Origin of the sequence: Phenylobacterium sp. (genome assembly GCF_030681155.1) — a bacterium.
Classification (GTDB): Bacteria; Pseudomonadota; Alphaproteobacteria; order Caulobacterales; family Caulobacteraceae; genus Phenylobacterium.
In genome coordinates this window covers 84818-105293 of record NZ_JAUXXE010000065.1, presented here as the reverse complement: position 1 = coordinate 105293, position 20476 = coordinate 84818, and the positions used below count along the sequence as shown (strand labels likewise).

The following is a 20476-nucleotide window of genomic DNA, read 5'->3' as shown; positions in this document are numbered from 1 at the left end:
CAACTTGGAAGCAACGCCGGCTGTCGGCGGTCTTCACCTTCAACGAAACGGGACATCCAACCCCCCCAACGCTGCTGCATCAGGAGTCTACGGTGCTTCGCGTTTTTACACAGCCTCGGTCGCTAGCGGTCATCACCGCCTCCCCTGGAAGCGGACATCGACCATCGCGCTGAGAGGCGGACCCCGCCGAGGTCTCAGAAGGGTGGAAACCTGCCATTCCATCGGCGTTCGCGGAAGGGCGGATCGCTCGCCTCGCCTTGGCGAAGCGAGCGACAGCCAGATGCTCAGGACGCGCCCGTTGCGCCGAACTGCAGCGTGTCCATCACCTTCTCCAGATTGAAGGTTCCGGCCTTCTGGGCCGGCGGGAACTCCTTCAGCGTCTGGAGATACTCGCCGATGATGTCCTGGCACGGGACCAGAATGAACGCCCGGTCGAGGTACCAATCCCAGTAGGTGTTCGAGGTGATATCGGCGAACTCATAGGGATCGGTGCGGAGGTTGAACAGCTTGGGAACGCGGCCGGTGATGAAGGGCCGGGCCCAGATCTCCAGAGTTCCCTCGACCTTCTGCTCCATGAACACCACTTTCCAGTTGTCCATGCGCAACCCGGCCACTTCACCTTCGTCGGTGAAATAGATGAAGCCCTTGCGCGGGCTCTTCTCGCTCTTGGTCAGGTGGCCGACCAGGCTATTGCCGTCGAGGTAAGTTTTGAAGGTCTTGCCGTTGAGCGTGGCGCCCTTCTTGAGGTCTTCCTTGATCGTGGCGGCCCCCGCCATCTCGGCGAAGGTCGGCAACCAGTCGAGGTGCGAGACGATATCGTTCGAGACCGAGCCGGCGGGAATGTTGCCCGGCCAACGCACCATGGCGGGCACGCGGTAGGCGCCTTCCCAGCTGGTGTTCTTTTCTGATCGGAACGGCGTCGTGCCGGCGTCGGGCCAAGAATTGCAATGCGGGCCGTTATCGGTCGAGTACATGACGAAGGTGTCGTCGGCGACGCCGAGTTCGTCCACGAGGTCGAGCAGCACGCCGATCGCCTTGTCGTGATCGATCATCACGTCATGATACTCGCTCTGCCAGCGTCCGGCCTGGCCCCTGCTTTCCGGCTTCACGTGGGTGCGGAAGTGCATGTGGGTGGTGTTGAACCAGACGAAGAATGGCGCGCCCGCCTTCACCTGCTCGCGAATGAAGGCCGCCGCCCTTTCGGTCACCTCGTCGTCGATCGTCTGCATGCGCTTCTTGGTCAACGGGCCGGTGTCTTCGATCGACTGACCGCCCTTGCCGTCGGCCTTGCAGTGCAGCACCCCGCGCGGGCCGAAGCGCTTGCGGAAGTTCGGGAATTCCGCGGGATCGGGATAGTCGGGGTTCTCCGGCTCTTCCTCGGCGTTGAGATGGTAGAGGTTGCCGAAGAACTCGTCGAAGCCATGCATCGTGGGCAATTGCTCATCGCGGTCGCCGAGGTGGTTTTTGCCGAATTGGCCGGTAGCGTAGCCCTGCGCCTTGAGCACCGTGGCGATGGTCGGGATCGAGTCCTTCATGCCCTCCTTGGCCCCGGGCATACCGACCTTTGTCAGGCCTGTGCGCAGCCCGCCCTGGCCGGTGATGAAGCTGGCGCGACCGGCGGTGCAGCTTTGCTCGGCGTAGTAGTCGGTGAACAGCATGCCTTCATTGGCGATGCGGTCGATATTGGGCGTCCTGTAGCCCATCATGCCCTTGGTGAAGCAACTGAGGTTCGACTGACCGATATCGTCGCCCCACAGGACCAGTATGTTGGGCTTCTTCGCCATGGCCTCATTCCTCGCTAGTAATCCAGAGCTTGGATTCTGGCGGCCACTGTTGGAGGCCGATATCGGGATTTACCCGCGCGCTTCCAAGTAAATTGCCCCGGGGGGGCGCGCGCTTGCTCCACGCCGATCGGCAGCGCCGCGTCGGCCAAGGCGCCGCCAGCGCCATCGGTCGCCAAGCAAACAGCGCGCAGCCAAGCGCCCCAGCTCGCCGCTCAACTCACCGGGGTCTTCAGCCAGGCGGTGAATTCCGCGTGGGCGCGGGCGGCGGCCTCAGGGTCGAACCGGAACGTCGAGTCGGGCGTGGTCAGTCGTTCGTCGAAGGCATGGGTCACGCCTGGAAACTCGACGATGTCGGTCCGGGCGCCGGCCCGGCGGGCGCGTTCGATCATCGGCTGGCAGCCGGCCTTGCTCTGTACGGTGTCATGCTCGGCGAAGACCCAGCGGACGTCGCCCTTCCATGTCCAGTCCCTTCGTCCCGCCTGCGCGGGAAATGCGCAGAAGGGGTAGGTGAAATAGATGGCTTCGACACCGGCCATGGTGCGGCGCAGGCTGCCGTCGCCGGGATCGCGCAGGGTGACCAGATCACCGACCGCCCAGCCACCGTGGCTCCATGAGGCGATACGCAGATGGCGAGTGTCGACGCGCGGGTCGTCTTGCAAGACGTCTAGGCCGGCCAGGACGTCGGCGGCGCGGTGGAACCCTCGGAGCCGCAGTCCGCTACACACCCTGATGCGCGCCCAGCGCGCCTCCCAGTCGCGGGGCGCGTAGCTGTCCAGGATGGCGGCGGCCCAACCGGCCTTGACCGCCGAGGCGGCGTATTCGTCCATGATCGGGTTGGGCTCGTATGGGCCGCGAAGCCCGCCGCAGCCGTGGATGAGCAGCACCGTGGGGAACGGGCCGGGGCCAGGCGGCGTCACCAGCTCCAGTCCCGAGGCCATGAACTTGGCGTGGCTGGCGCGGGCCGACGACGTCAGGAATTGTGGCCGCCAGATCGTCGCGACATAGACGCCCGCCAAGGCGACGAGCACGGTCAGCAACGCCAGTCCGAGTCCCGCCAGAATCCGCCAGCGCCTCCTGGCCATGTCCGAACGCCCTCCGCGCGCCGCCATCGTGCGGCGGGAGTGTTGCACGTCCGCGACGCCGCGCCAGGGGCCTAAAAGTTCTCACTTTGTTCTTGGGCTCGCGACCCTTTAGGGTAAACTCTCCAGGTGCCCTCCTCCGCCGACAAGCCCTGGGTCCCGCCGCGTCAGCGATCAGTGCCGCCGATGGATCATGCCGGAGGCGGCGGCGGATCGCAGTACCGCCCAGAGTTTGGCGAGGTTATCTGCGCGCGGATCGATGCGGGAGAGACGCTGAACGCGATCTGCGCCGATCCCGCCATGCCGTGCCGCGCGACACTCCGACAATGGCGCAAGATGCACCCCGAATTCGCGGCGATGTACGAGCGCGTGCGACGTCACCTGGCTGAGGGCAAGATCCAGAACCGGCGGCTGAAGCATGTGTCCGACGCCTGGCGCGTGCCGCACGAGATCAAGCTGGGCCTGCGAAAGCCTCACCTTGGGGGTAAAAAAAGCACCTATCAGCGGGCCTGGAGCGCGGCGTTCTGCGAGCGGGTGGCGGCAGGCGAAACCATCACGGCGATCACCGCCGATCCGGCCATGCCGTCGGTGAAGGCGGTCTATGCGTGGCTGAAACGCCACGAGGAATTCCTGGACATGTACCTGGAGGCCCGGGCCGAGCAGAAGCGATGGCTGGAGTTCAACATCGACATGGTCGTGATGGAGGCGACGCCCGCCACCTTTAGGTCGGCCAAGGCCGAGGTCGCTAGGCTGGAGGGCCTGATCGGACGGCTGACGGCCAAGACCTATCGGCCTTGAGGTCGCTGCCGGGTCAGCTAGATCGGCAGGCCGATCACGTCGATCCGGTCGCCGCGGCGCAGAATGGCCTCGCCGTCGCGCAGGGTGCGGTGGGGGATGGCGCCCTCGGCCATATAGGCGGCGGCGCGGTCGGCGGCCTGGGCCTCCGGGTGGTCCGAGGCGAAGTGCGGGACGATGGCGAAGTCGACCAGGCCCATGCCCTCCCAGATCACCGCGTGGTCATAGCCGGGCGTGACGAGCTGCGGCTCGTCCATCAGGTGCAGACCGCGCAAGGTCGAGCCGGCCACGCAGGCGCCGGCGCTCCAGCCTCCATAGGCCAGGCTGTCCTGCGCCAGGCGCCGAGCGAGGATGGCGTCCAGACCGCTCTGGCGTAGAGCGCGGCACAGCAGGAAGGCGTTGCCGCCCACGGCCCAGACCAAGCCGACGTCCGCCAAGTCGCGCTCCAGCGCCGCCGGGGCGCCGAAATAGTCGCGCAGATCGAGACCCTCGGCGTTCAGGCCGGCGTCTCGCAGTTCGACCACCGGGTCATGGATCTTGCGGGCATAGGCCTGGCGCTCGGCGGGCGGGATCATGTCGACGGCATTGGAGATCACCACCGCACGGCAGGGGCCGCCGGCCAGGTCCAGCAGATCACCTGCGGTGTCCTGCGTCCGATAGGAGGAGAGGTAGAGCCGCATGGCTCAGGGCCGGCGCTTGAGGACGGCGCGGCGCAGCGGATCTCGCATGGGGAAAGCCCTCAGGTGAGGCAGGAGACTAAGGCCAAGACCGGCGGCTGCGCCAGGGCCAACGCCACCCTGAGTGGGCTTGCGTGGCGGGGCGCTATTGGCCCATGACGGCGCTCACCGCCGCAGTGAGACAGGACAGGGATCGATGAGCCGCTTCTGGAGCCCCCTGGTGCAAGACTTGAAGCCCTATGTGCCCGGCGAACAGCCGCGCATCGAGGGGCTGGTCAAGCTGAACACCAATGAGAGCCCGTTCGGCCCCTCCCCCCGCGCCATGGCGGCGATCAGCGCGGCGGCGGACGACAATCTGCGGCTCTATCCCGATCCCCAGGCGGTGGCGCTGCGCGAGACCCTGGCCGCCTATCACGGGGTGAGCCCGGCGCAGGTGTTCGTCGGCAACGGCTCGGACGAGGTGCTGGCCCACGCCTTCGCCGCCTTGCTGAGGCACGAGGCGCCGTTGCTGTTCCCCGACATCAGTTACAGCTTCTATCCGGTCTATTGCCGGCTGTTTGGGATCGAGCACGTGACCGTGCCGCTGAACGCCGGCATGGCCATCGATTTGGCCGACTATCGCCAGCCGGCCGGGGCGATCATCCTGCCCAATCCGAACGCCCCGACTGGGGTGGCCCTGAGCCGGGCGCGGATCGCCGCCCTGCTCGGCGAGCACCCGGACATCCCGGTGGTGATCGACGAGGCCTATGTCGACTTCGGCGCCGAGACCGCCGTCCCGCTGGTCGCCGAGCATCCCAACCTGCTGGTGGTGCAGACCATGTCGAAGTCGCGCGGTCTGGCCGGCCTGCGGGTCGGCTACGCCATCGGCGACGTCGCCCTGATCGAGGCGCTGGTGCGGGTGAAGGACAGCTTCAACTCCTATCCGCTCGGCCGTCCGGCCCAGGCCGGGGCCATCGCCTCCATCGAGGACGAGGCGTTCTTCCAGGCCGGCCGCGCCGCGGTGATCGCCACCCGGCGGCGGATGACCGAGGGGCTGGTGGAGCTGGGCTTCGAGGTGCTGCCCTCGGCCGCCAATTTCGTGTTCGCACGGCATGCGAGGCATGAGGGCGCGGCGATGACGGCGGCCCTGCGCGAGCGCGCGGTGCTGGTGCGCCACTTCGCGGCCCCGCGCATCGCCGACTACCTGCGGATCAGCGTCGGAACCGGCGCCCAGGTCGACCGACTGTTGGCGGCGCTGGCCGAGATCATCGGCGAGGGCTAGGCCCCAACACCCCTTCCCCGCCGCGCGGACGTCTCTAGGGTGGAGCTATTGGGGCCTGATTTGGCCCACCTGCTCATTTGACCGAGACCTGTCATGCAAATCATCGATTTCGAGTGCGACACGCCGACCAAGGAAGCTGTCGAGGACACCGTGCGCCTGATCCAGTCGGGGCGCGGCTTCGACAAGGAGGGCTACGCCCAGCAGATGGCGCCCGGCTGGGCCGCCCAGATCGGCATGAGCCTCGAGGAGTTCAACGAAGCCAAGGCGACCGAGGGCCTGACCTCGCTGGCGCTGAAGCTGTGCGACGTCGACATGACCCGGGCGATGAGCCACGCCGAGGTCATCGAGATGCTCGACAAGGCCGGGGTCGCCAAGGCCTGCATCGGCAACGCCGGACGCCGGGCCAGCAACGAAGACGTCGCCAAGTTCGCGGCGGAATATCCGGATCGCCTGATCCCCTGGTTCCGGATCTGGGGCGAGGAAGGCGAGGCCGGGGTCGCCAAGCTGGAACATGGCGTGCGCGAGCTGGGCGTGAAGGGCTTCGAGGTCTCGTCCTATCGCGAAGGCCGCTACATCAACGACCCGGCCTATTGGCCGTTCTTCGAGAAGTGCGTCGAGCTGGACATCCCGGCGCGGATCACCGCGGGCCTGCATCTGCTGTCGGACCGACCCTATGACTACGCCCATCCAAAATACCTGGACGAAGTGGCGGTGCGCTTCCCCACCCTGCGGATCATCGCCGGGCTGTCGGGCTGGCCCTGGGTCGCCGAGACCTGCGCCATCGCCTCGCGCCACCAGAACCTCTACATCGACTTCGCCTGCCGGCGGGTGAAGCACATGCTGGCGCCGGGCGCGGGTTATGAGGCGCTGATCTATTACGGAGCCCGCAACCTGCAGGACAAGATCATCTTCGGCTCCGGCTGGGGCACGCACATGATCCCGCTGGCGCAACTGGTCGCCGAGACCGACGAACTGCCGCTGAAGGATTCGGTGCGCGCCAAGTGGATGGGCGGGAACGCCGCGCGCGTCCTGAAGTTGGGCTAGAGTGAAGCATCTGCGCGTCATTCCAGATCCTCCCCCGCTGGGGGAGGTGGCGCGCGTAGCGCGACGGAGGGGGTTTGCTGAAGGAGTCAAAGTCCCCCTCACCCCGCCATTGGGGCGGGAGCTCCCCCAGGGGGGGCGCATCTGGCGAATTTGTCTCTTGTCCGGGCTGCTGCTCGCCGCCTCGCCGGCCGCGGCGGCGGGACTGACGGAGGCCCAGGTACGTGACTTCGCGGCGCGCCAGGAGAAGACCTGGAACGCTCGCGACCTGACCGGCTTCTTCGCGATGTTCACGCCCGACGCGGTGTTCATCGACCAGACGCGGACGCCGAAGGGGGAACTGATCCCCTATGGCCAGAGCGACCGCGCCAAGGCCAAGGAACTGGCGCGCAAATTCCTGGCCGGCTCGACTTCGGTCGAGCGTGGGGTGATCGACAAGGTGGCGATCGCCTCGGATGGCCGCAGCGCCACGGTCACCGGCCGCGAGATCACCACCATCCAGACCGGGACGCGGACCCGGAAGGTTTGCGCCAATACCCAACAGACCCTGGTGCTGAGCGGCGGGGTTCTGAAATCCAAGGGTCAGACCGACACGGTGACCCGCTGCCGGTGACCTGCCCCCCGCTCGTCCCGGCGAAGGCCGGGATCCAGATGGGTTGGCTCGGAGGTGGGCGCTACGGGCTCAGAGTTTATCGCGTCAGCCACCATCTATGAGATCTGGGTCCCGGCCTTCGCCGGGATGAGCGGCGTTAAGGGTGCGAGCACCCAGGCGCCCAGGTCAGGGCTAATCGAGGGATCAAAAGCCGCGGGCGTCCAGCCATTCGGTGACGGTCTTCACGGCGGTGGGCAGCAGGTCGGGGCGCTCCATGTAGTAGTGATCGGCGCCCTCGATATCGACATAGGTCTTGTCCTTCGACCCCAGCGCCTCGAACAGCCGCCGGGCGTGGCTGGGCGTGCAGGCGAGGTCGGCGGTGTTGTTGATGGTGAGCGTCGGACAGCTGACGCCAGCCCCGTTGGTGACCCCGTTGGCGCGACTTTCATCATAGCTCCACTGCGATAGCCAGGAGCGCAGGGTGGTGAAGCGGCCGAGGCCCACCGGGCCGTCATTGGCGATCCGCGGCTCGCCGAGATAGCAGGTGTAGGGTCGGCGGTCAGAGGGGTCCTGGGTCGGATCGGTCCAGCGCACATCCGACATGGTGCCGTAGACCACGAAGGGTCGCTCCATGTCCGGATCGGTGGCCTTCAGCTCGGCCAAGGTCTGCTTGGCGCGCGCCGTGATGCGGCGGTTGCGCTCGATCTGGGCGGCGCGGAACCGGGCGACGAAGGCCTCGCTATAGGGCGGCTGGTTCGGGCAATCAGGGTCATAGATGTTCAGCTCGCGGTCGCGCTCGAACGGCCGATCCTCGTCGAGGATGGAGGGGTCGATCCACTCGGTCATGGTGACCGACCGGCTGATGTGGGCGGCCAGCAGCAGGATGGCGTCGGCCGGCTGGAGGTTCGCGGCCACCAGATCGACGGGATCGCCGGCCGGGGTGTGGGTGATCGTCGGATGCTCGGCCTGGTCCTGGTAGAACAGCGACAGCGAACCGCCACCCGACCAGCCGCCCAGCACCACCTTTTCGTAGCCGAACCGCTGCTTCAGATCGGCGATGCAGGCGCCGAGGTCGAGGACGCACTTCTCGAGGATCAGGGCGGTGTCGTTGCCGCGATAGCGGGTGTTGCAATAGATGACGTGGCGACCAGCCTTGGCCAGGGCCGTGACCATCGGCAGGAACGAACCGCCGCCGATCGGGTGGCTGAACAGGATGACGGTCTTCGACTCGCCCTCCTCAGGCCGGATGCGCATGCACTCCACGAAAACCTGGCCCTCGGGACCGCCATAGGTCTCCTTCAGCCGGCTCTTCTCGGCATAGGCGTAGCCATAGGGCTCTCGCATTATTCGCATGGTCGCTTCCCGCCGCCCGTTGCTTCGGGCTTAGTTTCTGATTACAAAGTCAGAAATACTGGCTCTGGAGTCAAGTGAATGGCGAAGGTCCTGGCGCAGGCGCCGGCCCGCAAGGGGCCGCAGACCGCGATCCGCATTCGCGAGGCGGCGCTGGAGCTATTCTCGCGGCTGGGCTTCGAGCGGGCGAATATGGCGCAGATCGCCGCCGAGGCCGGCGTGTCGCAAGCCACCCTGCACTATCACTTCGAAGACAAGTTCCAGCTTTGGCGCGCCGCCATGCTGCAACTCCGCGCGGTGATCGGCGAGGAGGAACGCCTGCTGGAGGCGGCGATGGACAGCCCGCCGGAAGTCCAGCTTCGGATGGCCATGCGGCTGTTCCTGCAGATCAGCTGGCGGCACCCGGCGCTGGGGCGGATCGTGGCCCTGGAAGGCATGGCCGGAGGCGAGCGGCTGGAATGGCTGGACGCCCACCTGATCGGGCCGCGCAACCGGCGGCTGGCCGAACTGGCCAAGGCGGCGATCGACAGCGGCGCGCTGAAGCCCTTCCCCGCGGAGATGCTGATCATCACCCTGCAATCGGCCGCCGCCGGGGTGATCAATCTGGCGCCGATGATGAAGACCAGTTTCGACGTCGACGTGAGCCAAGCGCCGGCGCGCGCCGCGCACGAACAGCTGATTTTGGACGCCTTGCTGGGCGGGCTGCTCACAGATCCCAGCGCAATGACATAACGCGGCGAGGACACCCCATGGGACAGCAACCGACCGGCATCCATCACCTGGCTTTCATGGCCGGGGACATCAAGAAACACATCGCGTTCTTTTCGCAGGTCATGGGCTGCCCGCTGGTGGCGCTGTTCGACATGCACGGGGTACCGGGAGGCCTGCACGCCTTCCTGCGGATGAACGACCACAGCTATTTCTCGATCGTGCAACTGCCCAAGGTCGATGAGATCCCCATCGAGATCGGCAAGACCCACGCCGGCAACGGCGCCCTGCCCAGCGCGCCAGGCACCCTGCAGCACCTGGCGTTCCGCGCCGACAGAGACGAAGACCTGCTGGCGATGCGCGACCGCATCCGCAGTCACGGGGTCAATGTGATTGGGCCGATCGACCACGGGATGTGCCGGTCGATCTACTTCGCCGGGCCAGACCAGATGACGCTGGAAGTCGCCTGCTCAACGCAGCCGATCGACCCGGCGCGCTGGATCGACCCGGCGGTGCTGGCCAAGGCGGGGATCGACGCCGAGGAGGCCGCGCGTTTCGCCGCCCCCCAGCCCTATGCCGGACCAAGCCCGGTCGCCCAGCCGCCCTACGCCGCCGACAAGCCGCACATGGCCTATCCGAGCGAGCAGTACCGGGCGATGCTGGCCGTGCCCGACGAGGTGGTCACAGCCAGCGCCTCGCATGCCGAACCGCCAGTCCCGGCTCTCGCCTGAACCGAGGGTGCGGCCGCCGGGCTAGCGCGCCGGGCAGGCCGCTTCGCTGTTGACGGCGATGTTGACCGGCGAGGCGCCGCCACCGGGGGTGGCCAGCGTCAGGTCCACGCGGGCCGGGGTGGTCGGCCGGAAGGTCAGCCGAACCAGCCGGCAGTCAAAGGCGAAGCAGTCCTGGCGCTGCGGATCCTCGGCCGGCGGCGTGCGGCCGCCGATGGCGCGCAGATGCTCGACGGTCAGTCCCGAGGCCTGAGGCGCGGTCAGGGTAATGTCCTGCCATCCGACATTGCGGCCGCGGAGGGCGACGATGCTGGTCAGGGTGGGTTGGCCAGGGCAGTTCGCAGCCGGGCGGTTCTGGCTTGGCGGGGACCGCACCGGCCCGAGGCCGAGGGCGGCGTAGCAGTCGCGGCGCGGCTCGCGGTTCTCCAGGCGGACCGAACCCGGCTGACGGCAACGGGTGATCGGCCCGACGGATTCGGAGGTGAAGCCGCGCGGGCAAGTGATGCCGCGCGGCGTCAATTGGGCGGGAATGACATTGTCCGGACCGCGCGCCTCGACCTGCACATTGACCGGTAGGGTGGCGCAATGGCTGTTCTGGGCCGCCGCCGGTAGAGCGATGGTCATCAAAGCGATGGCCACCAGACTGCTCCTGATCATGGGTCTCGTCCTCCCTGCTCGCTGCGTTCGGTGAACTCTGCTCCAATCTCAATCGCTTTGGAAGAGAGCCGCGCGGGCAGGATAACCCTTGGTAGAAATCGAACAGCTTAGGGAGAGGGCGCGTCGCAGCCCCCTCCCCGCCAGCCCCTAAATCAGGGCGCGCTTGTAGAGATCGAGCAGTTCGGCCCAGGCCTTTTCCGCCAGGGGTTCGTTGTAGACTTGGCTGCCCTTGACCGTCCAACCGTGCGCGGCGCCGGCATAGACCTCGACGCGATGCGGACGGCCGGCGGCGGCCAGAGCCGCCTTCAGTTTGTCCTTCACCGCCGGATCCTGCTTGTCGTCGTTGTCGGCGATCAGCACCAGGAACTCGGCGCGGGTCTGGGGCAGCAGCAGGTGGGGACTGGACGGCTGGTCGGTGACCAGGCCCCCGCCGTGGAAGCTGGCCACGGCCGCCACCCGGCCAGGAACCGCTGCAGCGGTGCGGAAGGCGAGCGGCCCGCCCATGCAATAGCCCTGGGTTCCAACCTTGCGCTTCTTGTCGGTCTGCGGCTGGGCGTCGAGGAAGGCGAGATAGGCGACCGCGTCGCGGTCCGTGCCCTCCGGCGTCACGCTGGCGCGCAACGGGGTGAGCTTGGCGCGGTCCTCGGGGTTGGCGAAATTGAAGGCGCCTTCCACCACCGGGGCGGGCTTCACGCGGTAATAGAGGTTGGGGACCAGCACGACGTAGCCCGCGGCGGCGAGACGGCGGCCCATCTCGCGGAACACCGGGCGCAGGCTCATCACGTCGGGCCAGATCAGCACGGCCGGCCAGGCGCCCTTGCCCTCCGGATAATAGAGCGCCGCGTCGGCGACGCCGTCGGGGGTCTTTATCTGGACGTCCTTCTCGACCACCCGGGCCGTGGCGGCGTTGGCGGTGGTCGCCAGCCCCGCGGCGGCCACGCCCATCAGGCCGAACGTCCGGCGCGAAACCGTCGGATCCTCAACGAGACCCTGGTGAATATCGTCGTCACACATGCGCGATCCTCCCTTTGGCGCTGGAAGCTTCGCCCATTTTGTTACGGGCGTATTTCGAGCGGATTTGGGCGAGCCTCCCACATCACGGAGCGCTCGAACAGCCGTCGCCATTTGGGTCGGTCAGCGGGGCGCCGGCTCCGGCGGCGGGTTCGGGCGAACGGGTCTCGGCCGGTCAGGCTGTATGAGCACGCCGGCCGAATGCGGGCCGAGCGGCCCGGCGGCGTCGCCGGGTCGATGTTCAGTAGAGCAAGCGCGCACGGTCCCGGTCCGAGCGGCGCGGTCAGGGCCTTCGAACTTGCAGGTCTGGCCCTCATGCACGCCGCAGGCCGCCGCCGGTGGATAGATCGCCTCCTTGACGCCGCCGGGTCCGGCGTCGCACTGGCAACGGCACACGACATCTGGCGCCGATTGGGCCGAGCCGGCGCCTGCGGCCGCAAGGTTTATCGCCAGGGCGAAGGGCGCGAGGGACGCGAGCTTTGGGCCGAAACGAGCCAGGACGAGGATCGGCATGACGAACTCCTCCGCCTAGGCATAACCCCCGCACCCAGGCGAGGGTTCGAAGGCCAAAGCCGAATAAGGACAAGCCGCCGGCCGGAGCGACGCTGGGTCAGCCTTCCTCTGCCAAGGCTGCGGGGTCTAAGACTGTTGCAAACAACAGGGAGAGGACATCATGGCTCAAGACACCCAACTGGCCGGCAAGACCGCGTTCGTGGCGGGCGGATCCAGCGGCATCAATCTGGGCATCGCCAAGCGGTTCGCCGCGGCCGGCGCCAATGTCGTGCTGATCAGCCGTAGCCAGGAGAAGATCGAGGCGGCGGCCAAGGAGGTCTCCACCTTCGGCAAGCCGGCCATCGGCATCGCCGCCGACGTGCGCGACTACGCCGCCGTCGAGGCCGCCCTGAAGCGGACCTTCGACGAGTTCGGCCCCATCGACATCGTGCTGTCAGGCGCGGCGGGCAACTTCGTGGCCCCGGCGCTGGGCATGAGCGCCAACGGCTTCAAGACCGTGGTCGACATCGACCTGATCGGCACTTTCAACGTGCTGCGCGCCTCGTTCGAGTTCCTGCGCCGGCCGGGCGCCTCGCTGATCTCGATCACGGCGGGGCAGGCTGAACGCGCCTCGCTGTTCCAGGCCCATGTCTGCGCCGCCAAGGCCGGGATCAACATGCTGACCAAGTGCCTGGCGCTTGAGTGGGGACCGGCCGGGGTGCGGGTCAACGCCATCTCGCCTGGCCCCATCGCCGACACCGAGGGCATGGCGCGCCTGGCCACCACGCCGGAGGCCGAAGCAAGGGTGAAGGAACGCAACCCGCTGCGCCGCTACGGCACCAAGGACGAGATCGCCGACATGGCGCTGTTCCTATCTTCGGACCAGGCCGCCTACGTCAACGGCGCGATCGTGCCGGTGGATGGCGGCAGCGGCGCGGGCGACGCCTCGGGCAACGCCCTGGCGAACTACGCCTAAATCTGCGCGATATCCCTCCCAGAGCAGGCCGCGGCGGCGAGAGTCGCCGCGGATCTGCCGATTTCAAAGGGACGGATTTCAAGATGAAGCTCTATTCGGGCGACCTAAGCCCCTACTCCGCCAAGGTGCGGATGCAGATCTACGCCAAGGCCATTTCCGACATCGATATCGAACTGCCGCCGGGATTTCTGACCGGCGAGTTCCACAAGACCTCGCCCCTGGCCCGGATCCCGGTGTTGGACCTGGGCGGTGACGTCATTCCGGAATCCGAAGTGATCTCGGAATATCTGGAAGAACTCTATCCGCAGACCCCGATGCTGGGCTCGACCCCGCGCGAGACCGCCCAGATCCGCACGGTCTCGCGGATCGCCGACATCTACCTGATGAACAACATGTTCATGCTCGGCGGCCAGACGCGGCAGTCTACCCGCGACGCCGCCGTGGTCGCCCTGCTGAGCGGACAGGTGATCCGTGGTTTGAAGGCGCTGGAGCACTATATCGGGGAGGACGGTTTCGCCGTCTCGGGACGCCTGACCATGGCCGACTGCACCCTGGTCCCGGCGCTGTTCCTGATTGAGAACGTGCTGCCGACGGTGGGCGTGGAAAATCCGATCCCGCACACACCCAAGGTCGCCGCCTATTGGACGGCCATCCAGCAGAACGAGCACGCCGCCAAGGTGCTGGTCGAACTGCATCGCGGCCTGGTGGAGCGCCGCGAGCTGATCGCCAAGATGGCGGCCAAGGCTAAAGCGAAGGCCGAGGCGCAAGCCCAGGCCTAGGCGCGGTCCGCCGCCGCGCTCGCGTGGTCGGCGGGATTGTAGAAGAGACCCAGCTTCAGGCTTTCGCCGATACGGGTGGCGCGGGCCTGAAGCGCCTGGGCGATCTCGCCGGGAAACATCTCGTCGGTGGTCTCGCGCCAGAGCGCCAGCCAACGGTCGAACATTTGCGGGGTGATCGGGTTGCGGCGGTGGGCGATCATCGGGCTGCCGGTGAAGCGCCCGACGCCCAGCAGGGCGCTCGACCAGAACAGCGCGATATGATCGAGGTGGTGGTCCCAGTCCTCGACGGCGGCCTCGAACACCGGCCCCAGTTCGGCGTCCTCGCGGGCGCGAGCATAGAACCGGCCGACCAGTTCGCGGATCGCCGCGGGGGTGAGAGCGAGAGCTTCAGCAGGCATGAGCGCTAGATAGGCCCTCCCGGCGGCCGGGAGAAGGCGGGTTTGGGGCCTCGTCGAATTTTGTCATCGATCGATGACTTTTGTCATCGGCCGATGACAAAAGTGGCTCGAAACCTGCGCGTGGTCGCGCGGGCCGAGAGCTGAACTTGCCAAAAATCATGCAAAAACAGTGGATGAAAGGCCTGATTTCACGATTCGCGGAGGGCCTTTAGGCCCGCGCGAGGCTTTTTCAAGGCCCCTGGGCAGGGGTGTGACTGACCGGTCACACCCATTCGGCGACCGGCGAAATCCGAAGAGCTCAACCATTGTGACAGGCCTGCGACAGGCATAGGTCCGCTGCCTCTTCAGTACCCAAGGACAAGAAAATGAGAACTCAACTGATCGCCTCGGCCGCCGCCGTCGCCCTGTTCGCCGTCGCCGGCGCCGCCCAGGCACAGACCGTCGGTCACGTGGGCGCCAACTACGGCCGCGTCGAACTCGACGCCGGCGCCCTGGGCGACACCGACGCTGACGCCCTGCAACTCGAAGGCGCCGTGCGCTTCGACGCCGGCTCGCTCGGCGCGCAAGTCGACGGTTCGGTCCAGAACTTCGACGCCGATGGCGGCGACGCAACCGTCTGGTCGGCCACGGGCCACTTGAACACGAAGTTCGACGGCGGCCTGGTCGGCGGCTTCGCCGGCGTGAGCACCAGCGACGACGTGACCCTGTGGGCCCTCGGCGCCGAAGCTCAATTCAACGTCGCCCCGTCGACCACCCTGTACGGTCAAGCCGGCTACGGCCGCGCCGAAGACCTGAACGACGCCGACCTGTGGGCCGTGAAGGGTGAAGTGCGTCACTTCTTCACCGACAACTTCAAGCTCCAAGGCTCGGCCGGCTACACCAAGGCCGACACCAAAGGCGCCGACTTCGACATCTGGAACATCGGCGCCGACGCCGAGTACCAGTTCGCCAGCACCCCGTGGAGCATCACGGGCGGCTACGAGCACGGCGAGATCGACGACCTCGACCTGAAGTCCGACACCTTCCGCGTCGGCCTGCGCTACACCTTCGGCGGCACCCTGCGTGATCGTGACCAATCGGGCGCCTCGCTTGGTTCGGCCTCGAACCTGTTCGGCGGTTCGCTGGGCCAAGGCGTGATCGCCGCGGTCGGCGCGTTCTAAGAACGTAAGTCTGATCGAATAGATCGGGAAACGCCCCCGGCCTCGCGGCCGGGGGCGTTTTCATGTTTGGGCCAGCGCCTTGCGGGACAGGCGCACGGCGGCCTAGACCCGACGCTCTTTCAGCCGGGCAGGAGATCAAGATGGACGTCAGGGACAGCAATGGCGCGCTTCTGGCCGACGGCGACTCCGTCACCCTGATCAAGGACCTGAAGGTGAAGGGCGCCTCCGTCACCCTGAAGCGAGGGACCGTGGTCAAGAACATCCGCCTGACCGGCGGCGAGGGCGAGATCGAGTGCCGGGTCGAGAAGGTCCGCGACCTGGTCCTGAAGACCGAATTCGTGAAGAAGGCCTAGCCTGCGCGGGGGCGTCAGGGCGTCTGAGAACTGAGGCTCTGTTCGAAGTCCATGAAGATGTCGACCAGCTCGTCCACGGGCACCCGCTGCAGCTGCTTGGGCGGGAAGCGATAGCGCCAGAAGCTGGCGACGTGCTCGATGCTGCTGAGCCGCTCGCCCAGGCTGTTGAACATCGCCGGCGCGCGAAGCAGGAACTCGCGGAAGGCGGCGGGCTCATTCTGCTTGGTCATGGCCGCGTAGGCCGCATCATAGACGGCCAGCGAGTCCGTCACGCTCTCGACCGCCCCGAAGATCCAGCTACGCAGCTCGATCTTGATCTTGGCGATATAGGCCTTGTCGTCGAAGTCGACATTGCCGATCGGCCGGATGATCGCGATCTCGTTCAGCACCTCGCGGATGCGGGGCATCAGATCGCGTAGCTGCCACTTGTAATAGAGGAAGGCCTTCCAACAGAAGATGCCCTCCTGGAACTGGCGGGCGTCCATGCCCATCACCCGGCGGAGCGGTTCAAGCTCGACGCTGTTGGCGTCCGACAGGATCTTGTTCAGGAAGGTCGCCGCGTGGCTGGAGAAGGCCAGGTCGGTGCCGAACGACATCTGGATCAACGGCTCCAACTCGACGCGGGCGGATTCGAACATCCGCTGAAGGTCGGCTTCGGAGACGTTGAAATAGCAGGGCGCGGGCGTGTAGCCGTTGGTCTTCAGGATCTCCCGCATCAAGAAGGGATCCAGCGACGGCAACCGGTCGATGATGTCGAGAACGTTGCGGTCGCGCGTACCCACCTGCAGGTCGTCGCCGAACGAGACCGCGATCACCTCCTCGAAGTTCCTCTGCCCAACGAAAACGAAGCGCGCGCCATACCGCAACTCGCGCTCGGCGATCGGCAGCAGGATCTTGGTGGCGTTCTGGACGGGATACTCGAAGAGATCGGCCTCGCCGCCGCGCACCCGATGCTTGACGATAATGGCCTTGTTGAGCAGCGAGTTCTTGAAGAAGGGGCTGGCTTCGTACTCCTGCTTGCCGCCCTCTTTCAGGGAGATTTGCCACAGGTTGAGCACCCGGGAGGTGGCCGCGCTCTTCTTCAGGAACTCGAGGCTGCGATACGAACGATCTCGCGCCACTGATCAAAACCCCCGACGAAATCGCGTTGCCGCCAAGCTAGGCCGGCGCCTTGGCTGTACACCAGAATTGGCTAAGGCCGCGTTAGCTATCTTGGCGCAATGCGCGCCAGACGCTCAAACGCGCAGATCGACGCCCACGCCGGGATCACGATCCAGGGGGGCGGACGGGACGACACGAGCCTCGTCGGCGAACCCCATCTCACGCAGCGTGCGCGCATGCATGGCCGCGACGAGCTGAGTCATCGGTGCTGCGCCCCGATTCCACAGCCCCTGCCCCTGGTAATGATACTCCACCCTGAACATCGCCGGCCCTTCCGTGCGGTCAGAGCACGCAAGGTGAGCGGCGTTGGTTAGCGAGAGGTTAAATTACACAACGTTCCGCGAACGCGGTTCGATCAAATGAACGAAACGCCGCAAAACGAGGCCAGGCAAGCCTGATTGGCGCGCAACACGAGGCTGCGCGCCGCAGGTCTAGGTCTAGGTCTAGGTCTAGGCGGTCGTCGTAGCGGCGACCGGCATCGGCATAGGCGAACCCGGAGGGCGACCGATCCAGATCTGGCCGGAGCGGGCCATGACCTCTCCAGCGCCATCGAACAGGGCGACGCCGGCAAAGTGCTTGCGGCCCTCAACCTCGCGCGCCCAGGCGACGACGACGTACGTCTCACCGGCCTTCGGCTTCTTCAGGACCTCGCCAGCCATGGTGCCGAGCAGGCCCACCGGCGATCCAGCCTTGATCCACCAGGCCATCGAGCCCGAGCAATCGAGAGCGCCCCAGGTGATTTCGTCGGGAACGGTCCCGTCGGCGTCGGCGAAGTTGGCGTGCGGCGTCCAGACGCCGGCGCAGTGACCGGCGGGCGCGCCGTCGATCTGGCCGACGTGGACGCCCAGCCCTTCGCCGGCCTCGCGTTCGATGCAGCAGGAGAAGCAACCGCGATGCAGCGACTTCTGCGCGAACTGGCCGGCGGCCGCGAAGGCCCGGGCTTCCTCGATAGTCGGGGTGGCCGGCGGCGGGGTCGGGATCTGGCTGTCGTCGGCGGGCTTGGCCGAGCCGAGCACTACGCCCTCGGCGTTGACCAGCGACACCGCGCCGTCCTCGCCGGGTTGCAGGGTCACGGCGACGTCAAGCGGAACGCCTGAACGCAGCATCGCCACGCCACGACCGCCGACGGCGTTCGACAGAACACCGCAGATATAGCCGCCATTGGCAGTGAAAGGAGGCCCGCGAAATTGGCGGGGTACGACGATCTCGGTCATTGAAATGGTCTCAGGCTGGAATCGAATATCAAAGAATATGCCGACCATAATGGCCCAGGCGGGGCGCTAAAGGGAAGCGTGACCCTGGGGAAGTCGCGCCTTCAGCGCGGAACCCCAACTCCGGTAACGGGTTGAAACTGCAGCACCTCAACCCAGGAGCCGGCATGAGCATCGACATGACCGATCGCACCGCCGTCGAACGGCGGCTGTGGGAGGAGATTGAACGCCATCAGATTGGCATGTTGGGCGTCGTGGGCGCCCAGTCTCACATGCAGCCGATGACCGCCTTCGTGGAGCCGGATCGAGAGCAGATCTGGTTCTTCACCCGCGCCGACACCGACCTAGCCAGACATGTGGTCACCGGCCACCCGGCGATGTTCGTGTTCCAGCAGCGGGAAATGCAGGCCTGCATTTTCGGCGAGCTGACCCGCCATCATGACCCCGCTCGGATCGCCAAATACTGGAACGCCGTCGTCGCGGCCTGGTATCCGCAGGGCAAGGACGATCCGCGCCTGACGATGTTGCAGTTGGAGTGCATGGACGCCGAGGTCTGGATTTCGCAGGCCGGTCCGATGAAGTTCGCCTGGGAGATCGCCAAGGCCAACGCGACCAAGCACGAGCCTCACATTGGCGGGAAAGCGAACCTTCACTTCCATTGAAACGACACATGTTTCGAGCGATAGGCGGGTGGGGCTGAGATGCTCCGATGGTTCCGAGCGTCCATTACTTCGGTTGACCTTAGAAACGTCGAACGCAGTTAAGGCAGGCGCGGCTCTCAAACCGCACCTTCCGACCTGCTCTTATTTATGTCGACCCCGCCAAGTTGTGTCGTCTTCTCGACAGTTTTTACAATCGAGCATCGCTAGGTTGAACGCAGAGCCGCAAGGCGATGTTCGATTCCCACGCAAAGGCCTGACAGCTCGGTGCAAAATCGCTTACTCGCCGCGCTTCCCCCCGAAGACTACGGGCTGATCGCACCGCACCTTACCCATATCGATCTTGAGCGCGGCCGGATCTTGTATGAGCCGGGCGACCGGGTCGACGTCGTCTACTTCCCGCACGACGGGGTCATCTCCTTGCTGACCCTGATGGAGAACGGCGGAGGCATCGAAAGCGCCACCATCGGCCGCGAAGGCGCGCTTGGTCTGACGGCGGCGGTGGCGCCGCGCCTGTCGCTGTCACGCGCTATCGTCCAGACGCCATGCCGCTGCGCCCGGATTGGGTCGGGGCCGCTGCATGAAGCCTATGACAAGAGTCCCAGGCTGCGGGATTTGGTCGATCGTCACGCCGAAGCGCTGCTCGGCCACGCCAACCAATCGGTGGCCTGCAATGCGCTGCATTCGGTCGAGGCCCGCTTCGCCCGCTGGCTGCTGACCTGCCATGATCGGATTTCGACCAACACGGTCGCCCTGACCCAGGAGTTCCTGGCCGACATGCTGGGCGTACAGCGCACCACGGTCACGGCCGTCGCCCGGTCGTTGCAGGAAAAGGGGTTTATCCGCTACCGGCGCGGCGTGGTGGACATCGTCGATCGGGAAGGCCTGCAGACCCTGAGCTGCGAATGCTACGGGGTCGTGCGGCGCCACTATGAGCGGCTGTTGCCGCAGGCCGGCTAGAGCGAGAAGGCCAGCCGAGCGGTGACGCTGGGCCGAGTCTCCAGCTTGAAATCTCCCCTCACCTGCGCCGCCAGGCTGCGGACGAACCAGAGGCCGAAGCGTTCGCGAGCGGCGGGCGATCCGGGGTCGAAGCCGCAGCCATCGTCGATCACCGCCAACTCGTAGCGGCCGGCCTCGTTGCTGGAGAGGCAGATCCGCACCACGCCGCTGCGCCCCTCGCCATAGCCATGGGCCAAGGCGTTTCCGACGAGTTCCTGGACGATCAGCGCCAGGGTCGACGCGGCCTGGTCCGGCGCCATGATGGGTTCGACCTCTAGCGCCACCTTGGCCCGCCCTTCGCCGCCACGACGGCCCCAGACCGGGATCATCTCCTCCAGATAAGCGCAGAAATCGACGCCCTCATCGCGCCGATGCCGCTCGAGCGCGCCCAGCGACCCGATGGCGTCGGCCATCCAAACCAACTGGCGGCGTGCCTCTGGCTCTCCGGCCCGCTGGCTGCGCATGCGCGCCAGGGCCGACATCAGTTGGAAAGTGTTGGCGGTGCGATGGCGCAGCTCAGCGGCGCGCGCATCATCCAGCCTGCTATCGTCAGTCATTTGTTGCAGACGCCCCACCGCCACATCAACCAGCATCAAGTAGATCGA

Annotated in this window: 24 protein-coding genes; 12 read left to right on the top strand and 12 right to left on the bottom strand. The window is 66.4% G+C overall.

Annotated elements, in window-relative coordinates; genetic code table 11:
* Positions 1 to 284: 284 nt before the first annotated feature.
* A complete protein-coding gene (locus Q8M13_RS16670; RefSeq protein WP_305301195.1) occupies positions 285 to 1784 on the bottom strand; it encodes an arylsulfatase in 1500 nt (499 codons plus the stop codon).
* Between the two features lie 212 nt (positions 1785 to 1996).
* Positions 1997 to 2866 carry a dienelactone hydrolase family protein gene (locus Q8M13_RS16665; protein ID WP_305301194.1) on the bottom strand — a complete coding sequence of 290 codons (870 nt, stop codon included), beginning with the start codon at positions 2864 to 2866 and terminating at the stop codon, positions 1997 to 1999.
* A 126-nt stretch (positions 2867 to 2992) separates the two neighbouring features.
* On the opposite strand from Q8M13_RS16665, the gene Q8M13_RS16660 reads away from it, so the two are divergent.
* A complete protein-coding gene (locus Q8M13_RS16660) occupies positions 2993 to 3661 on the top strand; it encodes a hypothetical protein (RefSeq protein ID WP_305301193.1) in 669 nt (222 codons plus the stop codon).
* A 17-nt stretch (positions 3662 to 3678) separates the two neighbouring features.
* Here Q8M13_RS16660 and Q8M13_RS16655 read toward each other — a convergent pair whose 3' ends face one another.
* Positions 3679 to 4338, bottom strand: coding sequence for a Type 1 glutamine amidotransferase-like domain-containing protein (locus tag Q8M13_RS16655; protein ID WP_305301192.1), 660 nt, complete (start codon positions 4336 to 4338; stop codon positions 3679 to 3681).
* A 193-nt stretch (positions 4339 to 4531) separates the two neighbouring features.
* Between Q8M13_RS16655 and hisC the strand changes: the two genes are divergently transcribed.
* From hisC to Q8M13_RS16640, 3 genes are all read left to right on the top strand, one after another.
* Positions 4532 to 5596 carry a histidinol-phosphate transaminase gene (hisC, locus tag Q8M13_RS16650; RefSeq protein WP_305301191.1) on the top strand — a complete coding sequence of 355 codons (1065 nt, stop codon included), beginning with the start codon at positions 4532 to 4534 and terminating at the stop codon, positions 5594 to 5596.
* Positions 5597 to 5689: 93 nt separating this feature from the next.
* Complete coding sequence (locus Q8M13_RS16645; protein WP_305301189.1) at positions 5690 to 6640, top strand: amidohydrolase family protein; 951 nt, start codon at positions 5690 to 5692, stop codon at positions 6638 to 6640.
* 157 nt (positions 6641 to 6797) lie between these two features.
* The gene (locus tag Q8M13_RS16640; RefSeq protein ID WP_305301188.1) at positions 6798 to 7250 is read left to right on the top strand and encodes a hypothetical protein; all 453 of its coding nucleotides are present in this window, start codon (positions 6798 to 6800) and stop codon (positions 7248 to 7250) included.
* A gap of 183 nt (positions 7251 to 7433) precedes the next feature.
* Here Q8M13_RS16640 and Q8M13_RS16635 read toward each other — a convergent pair whose 3' ends face one another.
* Entirely contained in the window at positions 7434 to 8582 is a 1149-nt protein-coding gene (locus Q8M13_RS16635) for a S9 family peptidase (RefSeq protein ID WP_305301187.1), read from the bottom strand.
* Between the two features lie 78 nt (positions 8583 to 8660).
* On the opposite strand from Q8M13_RS16635, the gene Q8M13_RS16630 reads away from it, so the two are divergent.
* Both Q8M13_RS16630 and Q8M13_RS16625 read left to right on the top strand, forming a co-directional pair.
* Positions 8661 to 9311, top strand: a complete 651-nt coding sequence (locus Q8M13_RS16630; RefSeq protein WP_305301186.1) for a TetR/AcrR family transcriptional regulator — start codon at positions 8661 to 8663, stop codon at positions 9309 to 9311.
* 17 nt (positions 9312 to 9328) lie between these two features.
* On the top strand, positions 9329 to 10018 hold the full coding sequence (locus Q8M13_RS16625) for a VOC family protein (RefSeq protein ID WP_305301185.1): 690 nt from the start codon (positions 9329 to 9331) through the stop codon (positions 10016 to 10018).
* Positions 10019 to 10039: 21 nt separating this feature from the next.
* Here the strand turns inward: Q8M13_RS16625 and Q8M13_RS16620 are convergent, their stop codons facing one another.
* The 3 genes from Q8M13_RS16620 to Q8M13_RS16610 form a co-directional block, all read right to left on the bottom strand.
* Positions 10040 to 10654, bottom strand: coding sequence for a hypothetical protein (locus Q8M13_RS16620; protein ID WP_305301184.1), 615 nt, complete (start codon positions 10652 to 10654; stop codon positions 10040 to 10042).
* A gap of 165 nt (positions 10655 to 10819) precedes the next feature.
* Entirely contained in the window at positions 10820 to 11686 is an 867-nt protein-coding gene (locus Q8M13_RS16615) for a dienelactone hydrolase family protein (RefSeq protein ID WP_305301183.1), read from the bottom strand.
* A 120-nt stretch (positions 11687 to 11806) separates the two neighbouring features.
* A complete protein-coding gene (locus Q8M13_RS16610) occupies positions 11807 to 12196 on the bottom strand; it encodes a hypothetical protein (RefSeq protein ID WP_305301182.1) in 390 nt (129 codons plus the stop codon).
* Between the two features lie 160 nt (positions 12197 to 12356).
* On the opposite strand from Q8M13_RS16610, the gene Q8M13_RS16605 reads away from it, so the two are divergent.
* Together Q8M13_RS16605 and Q8M13_RS16600 are read left to right on the top strand one after the other, a co-directional pair.
* Positions 12357 to 13151 carry an SDR family oxidoreductase gene (locus tag Q8M13_RS16605; protein WP_305301181.1) on the top strand — a complete coding sequence of 265 codons (795 nt, stop codon included), beginning with the start codon at positions 12357 to 12359 and terminating at the stop codon, positions 13149 to 13151.
* 83 nt (positions 13152 to 13234) lie between these two features.
* Positions 13235 to 13930 carry a glutathione S-transferase family protein gene (locus Q8M13_RS16600; RefSeq protein ID WP_305301180.1) on the top strand — a complete coding sequence of 232 codons (696 nt, stop codon included), beginning with the start codon at positions 13235 to 13237 and terminating at the stop codon, positions 13928 to 13930.
* Here the strand turns inward: Q8M13_RS16600 and Q8M13_RS16595 are convergent.
* Complete coding sequence (locus Q8M13_RS16595) at positions 13927 to 14328, bottom strand: group III truncated hemoglobin (RefSeq protein WP_305301179.1); 402 nt, start codon at positions 14326 to 14328, stop codon at positions 13927 to 13929. The genes Q8M13_RS16600 and Q8M13_RS16595 overlap by 4 nt on opposite strands.
* Positions 14329 to 14693: 365 nt before the next feature.
* Here Q8M13_RS16595 and Q8M13_RS16590 point away from each other — a divergent pair, with 365 nt between their 5' ends.
* Both Q8M13_RS16590 and Q8M13_RS16585 read left to right on the top strand, forming a co-directional pair.
* The gene (locus tag Q8M13_RS16590; protein ID WP_305301178.1) at positions 14694 to 15488 is read left to right on the top strand and encodes an outer membrane protein; all 795 of its coding nucleotides are present in this window, start codon (positions 14694 to 14696) and stop codon (positions 15486 to 15488) included.
* A 140-nt stretch (positions 15489 to 15628) separates the two neighbouring features.
* Complete coding sequence (locus Q8M13_RS16585; RefSeq protein ID WP_370870087.1) at positions 15629 to 15841, top strand: zinc ribbon domain-containing protein YjdM; 213 nt, start codon at positions 15629 to 15631, stop codon at positions 15839 to 15841.
* Between the two features lie 14 nt (positions 15842 to 15855).
* On the opposite strand, the gene Q8M13_RS16580 is transcribed toward Q8M13_RS16585, so the two are convergent.
* The 3 genes from Q8M13_RS16580 to Q8M13_RS16570 form a co-directional block, all read right to left on the bottom strand.
* Positions 15856 to 16962 carry a hypothetical protein gene (locus Q8M13_RS16580; protein WP_305301177.1) on the bottom strand — a complete coding sequence of 369 codons (1107 nt, stop codon included), beginning with the start codon at positions 16960 to 16962 and terminating at the stop codon, positions 15856 to 15858.
* A gap of 114 nt (positions 16963 to 17076) precedes the next feature.
* A complete protein-coding gene (locus Q8M13_RS16575; RefSeq protein ID WP_305301175.1) occupies positions 17077 to 17205 on the bottom strand; it encodes a hypothetical protein in 129 nt (42 codons plus the stop codon).
* A 246-nt stretch (positions 17206 to 17451) separates the two neighbouring features.
* Positions 17452 to 18216, bottom strand: coding sequence for a hypothetical protein (locus Q8M13_RS16570; RefSeq protein WP_305301174.1), 765 nt, complete (start codon positions 18214 to 18216; stop codon positions 17452 to 17454).
* 164 nt (positions 18217 to 18380) lie between these two features.
* On the opposite strand from Q8M13_RS16570, the gene Q8M13_RS16565 reads away from it, so the two are divergent.
* The gene (locus tag Q8M13_RS16565; RefSeq protein ID WP_305301172.1) at positions 18381 to 18875 is read left to right on the top strand and encodes a pyridoxamine 5'-phosphate oxidase family protein; all 495 of its coding nucleotides are present in this window, start codon (positions 18381 to 18383) and stop codon (positions 18873 to 18875) included.
* A gap of 264 nt (positions 18876 to 19139) precedes the next feature.
* Positions 19140 to 19832 carry a Crp/Fnr family transcriptional regulator gene (locus tag Q8M13_RS16560; RefSeq protein WP_305301170.1) on the top strand — a complete coding sequence of 231 codons (693 nt, stop codon included), beginning with the start codon at positions 19140 to 19142 and terminating at the stop codon, positions 19830 to 19832.
* Here the strand turns inward: Q8M13_RS16560 and Q8M13_RS16555 are convergent.
* Positions 19829 to 20428 (bottom strand): sensor histidine kinase, encoded by a 600-nt coding sequence (locus Q8M13_RS16555; protein WP_305301169.1) that lies wholly within the window; start codon positions 20426 to 20428, stop codon positions 19829 to 19831. The two genes, Q8M13_RS16560 and Q8M13_RS16555, sit on opposite strands and share 4 nt — an antisense overlap.
* Positions 20429 to 20476: the final 48 nt, after the last annotated feature.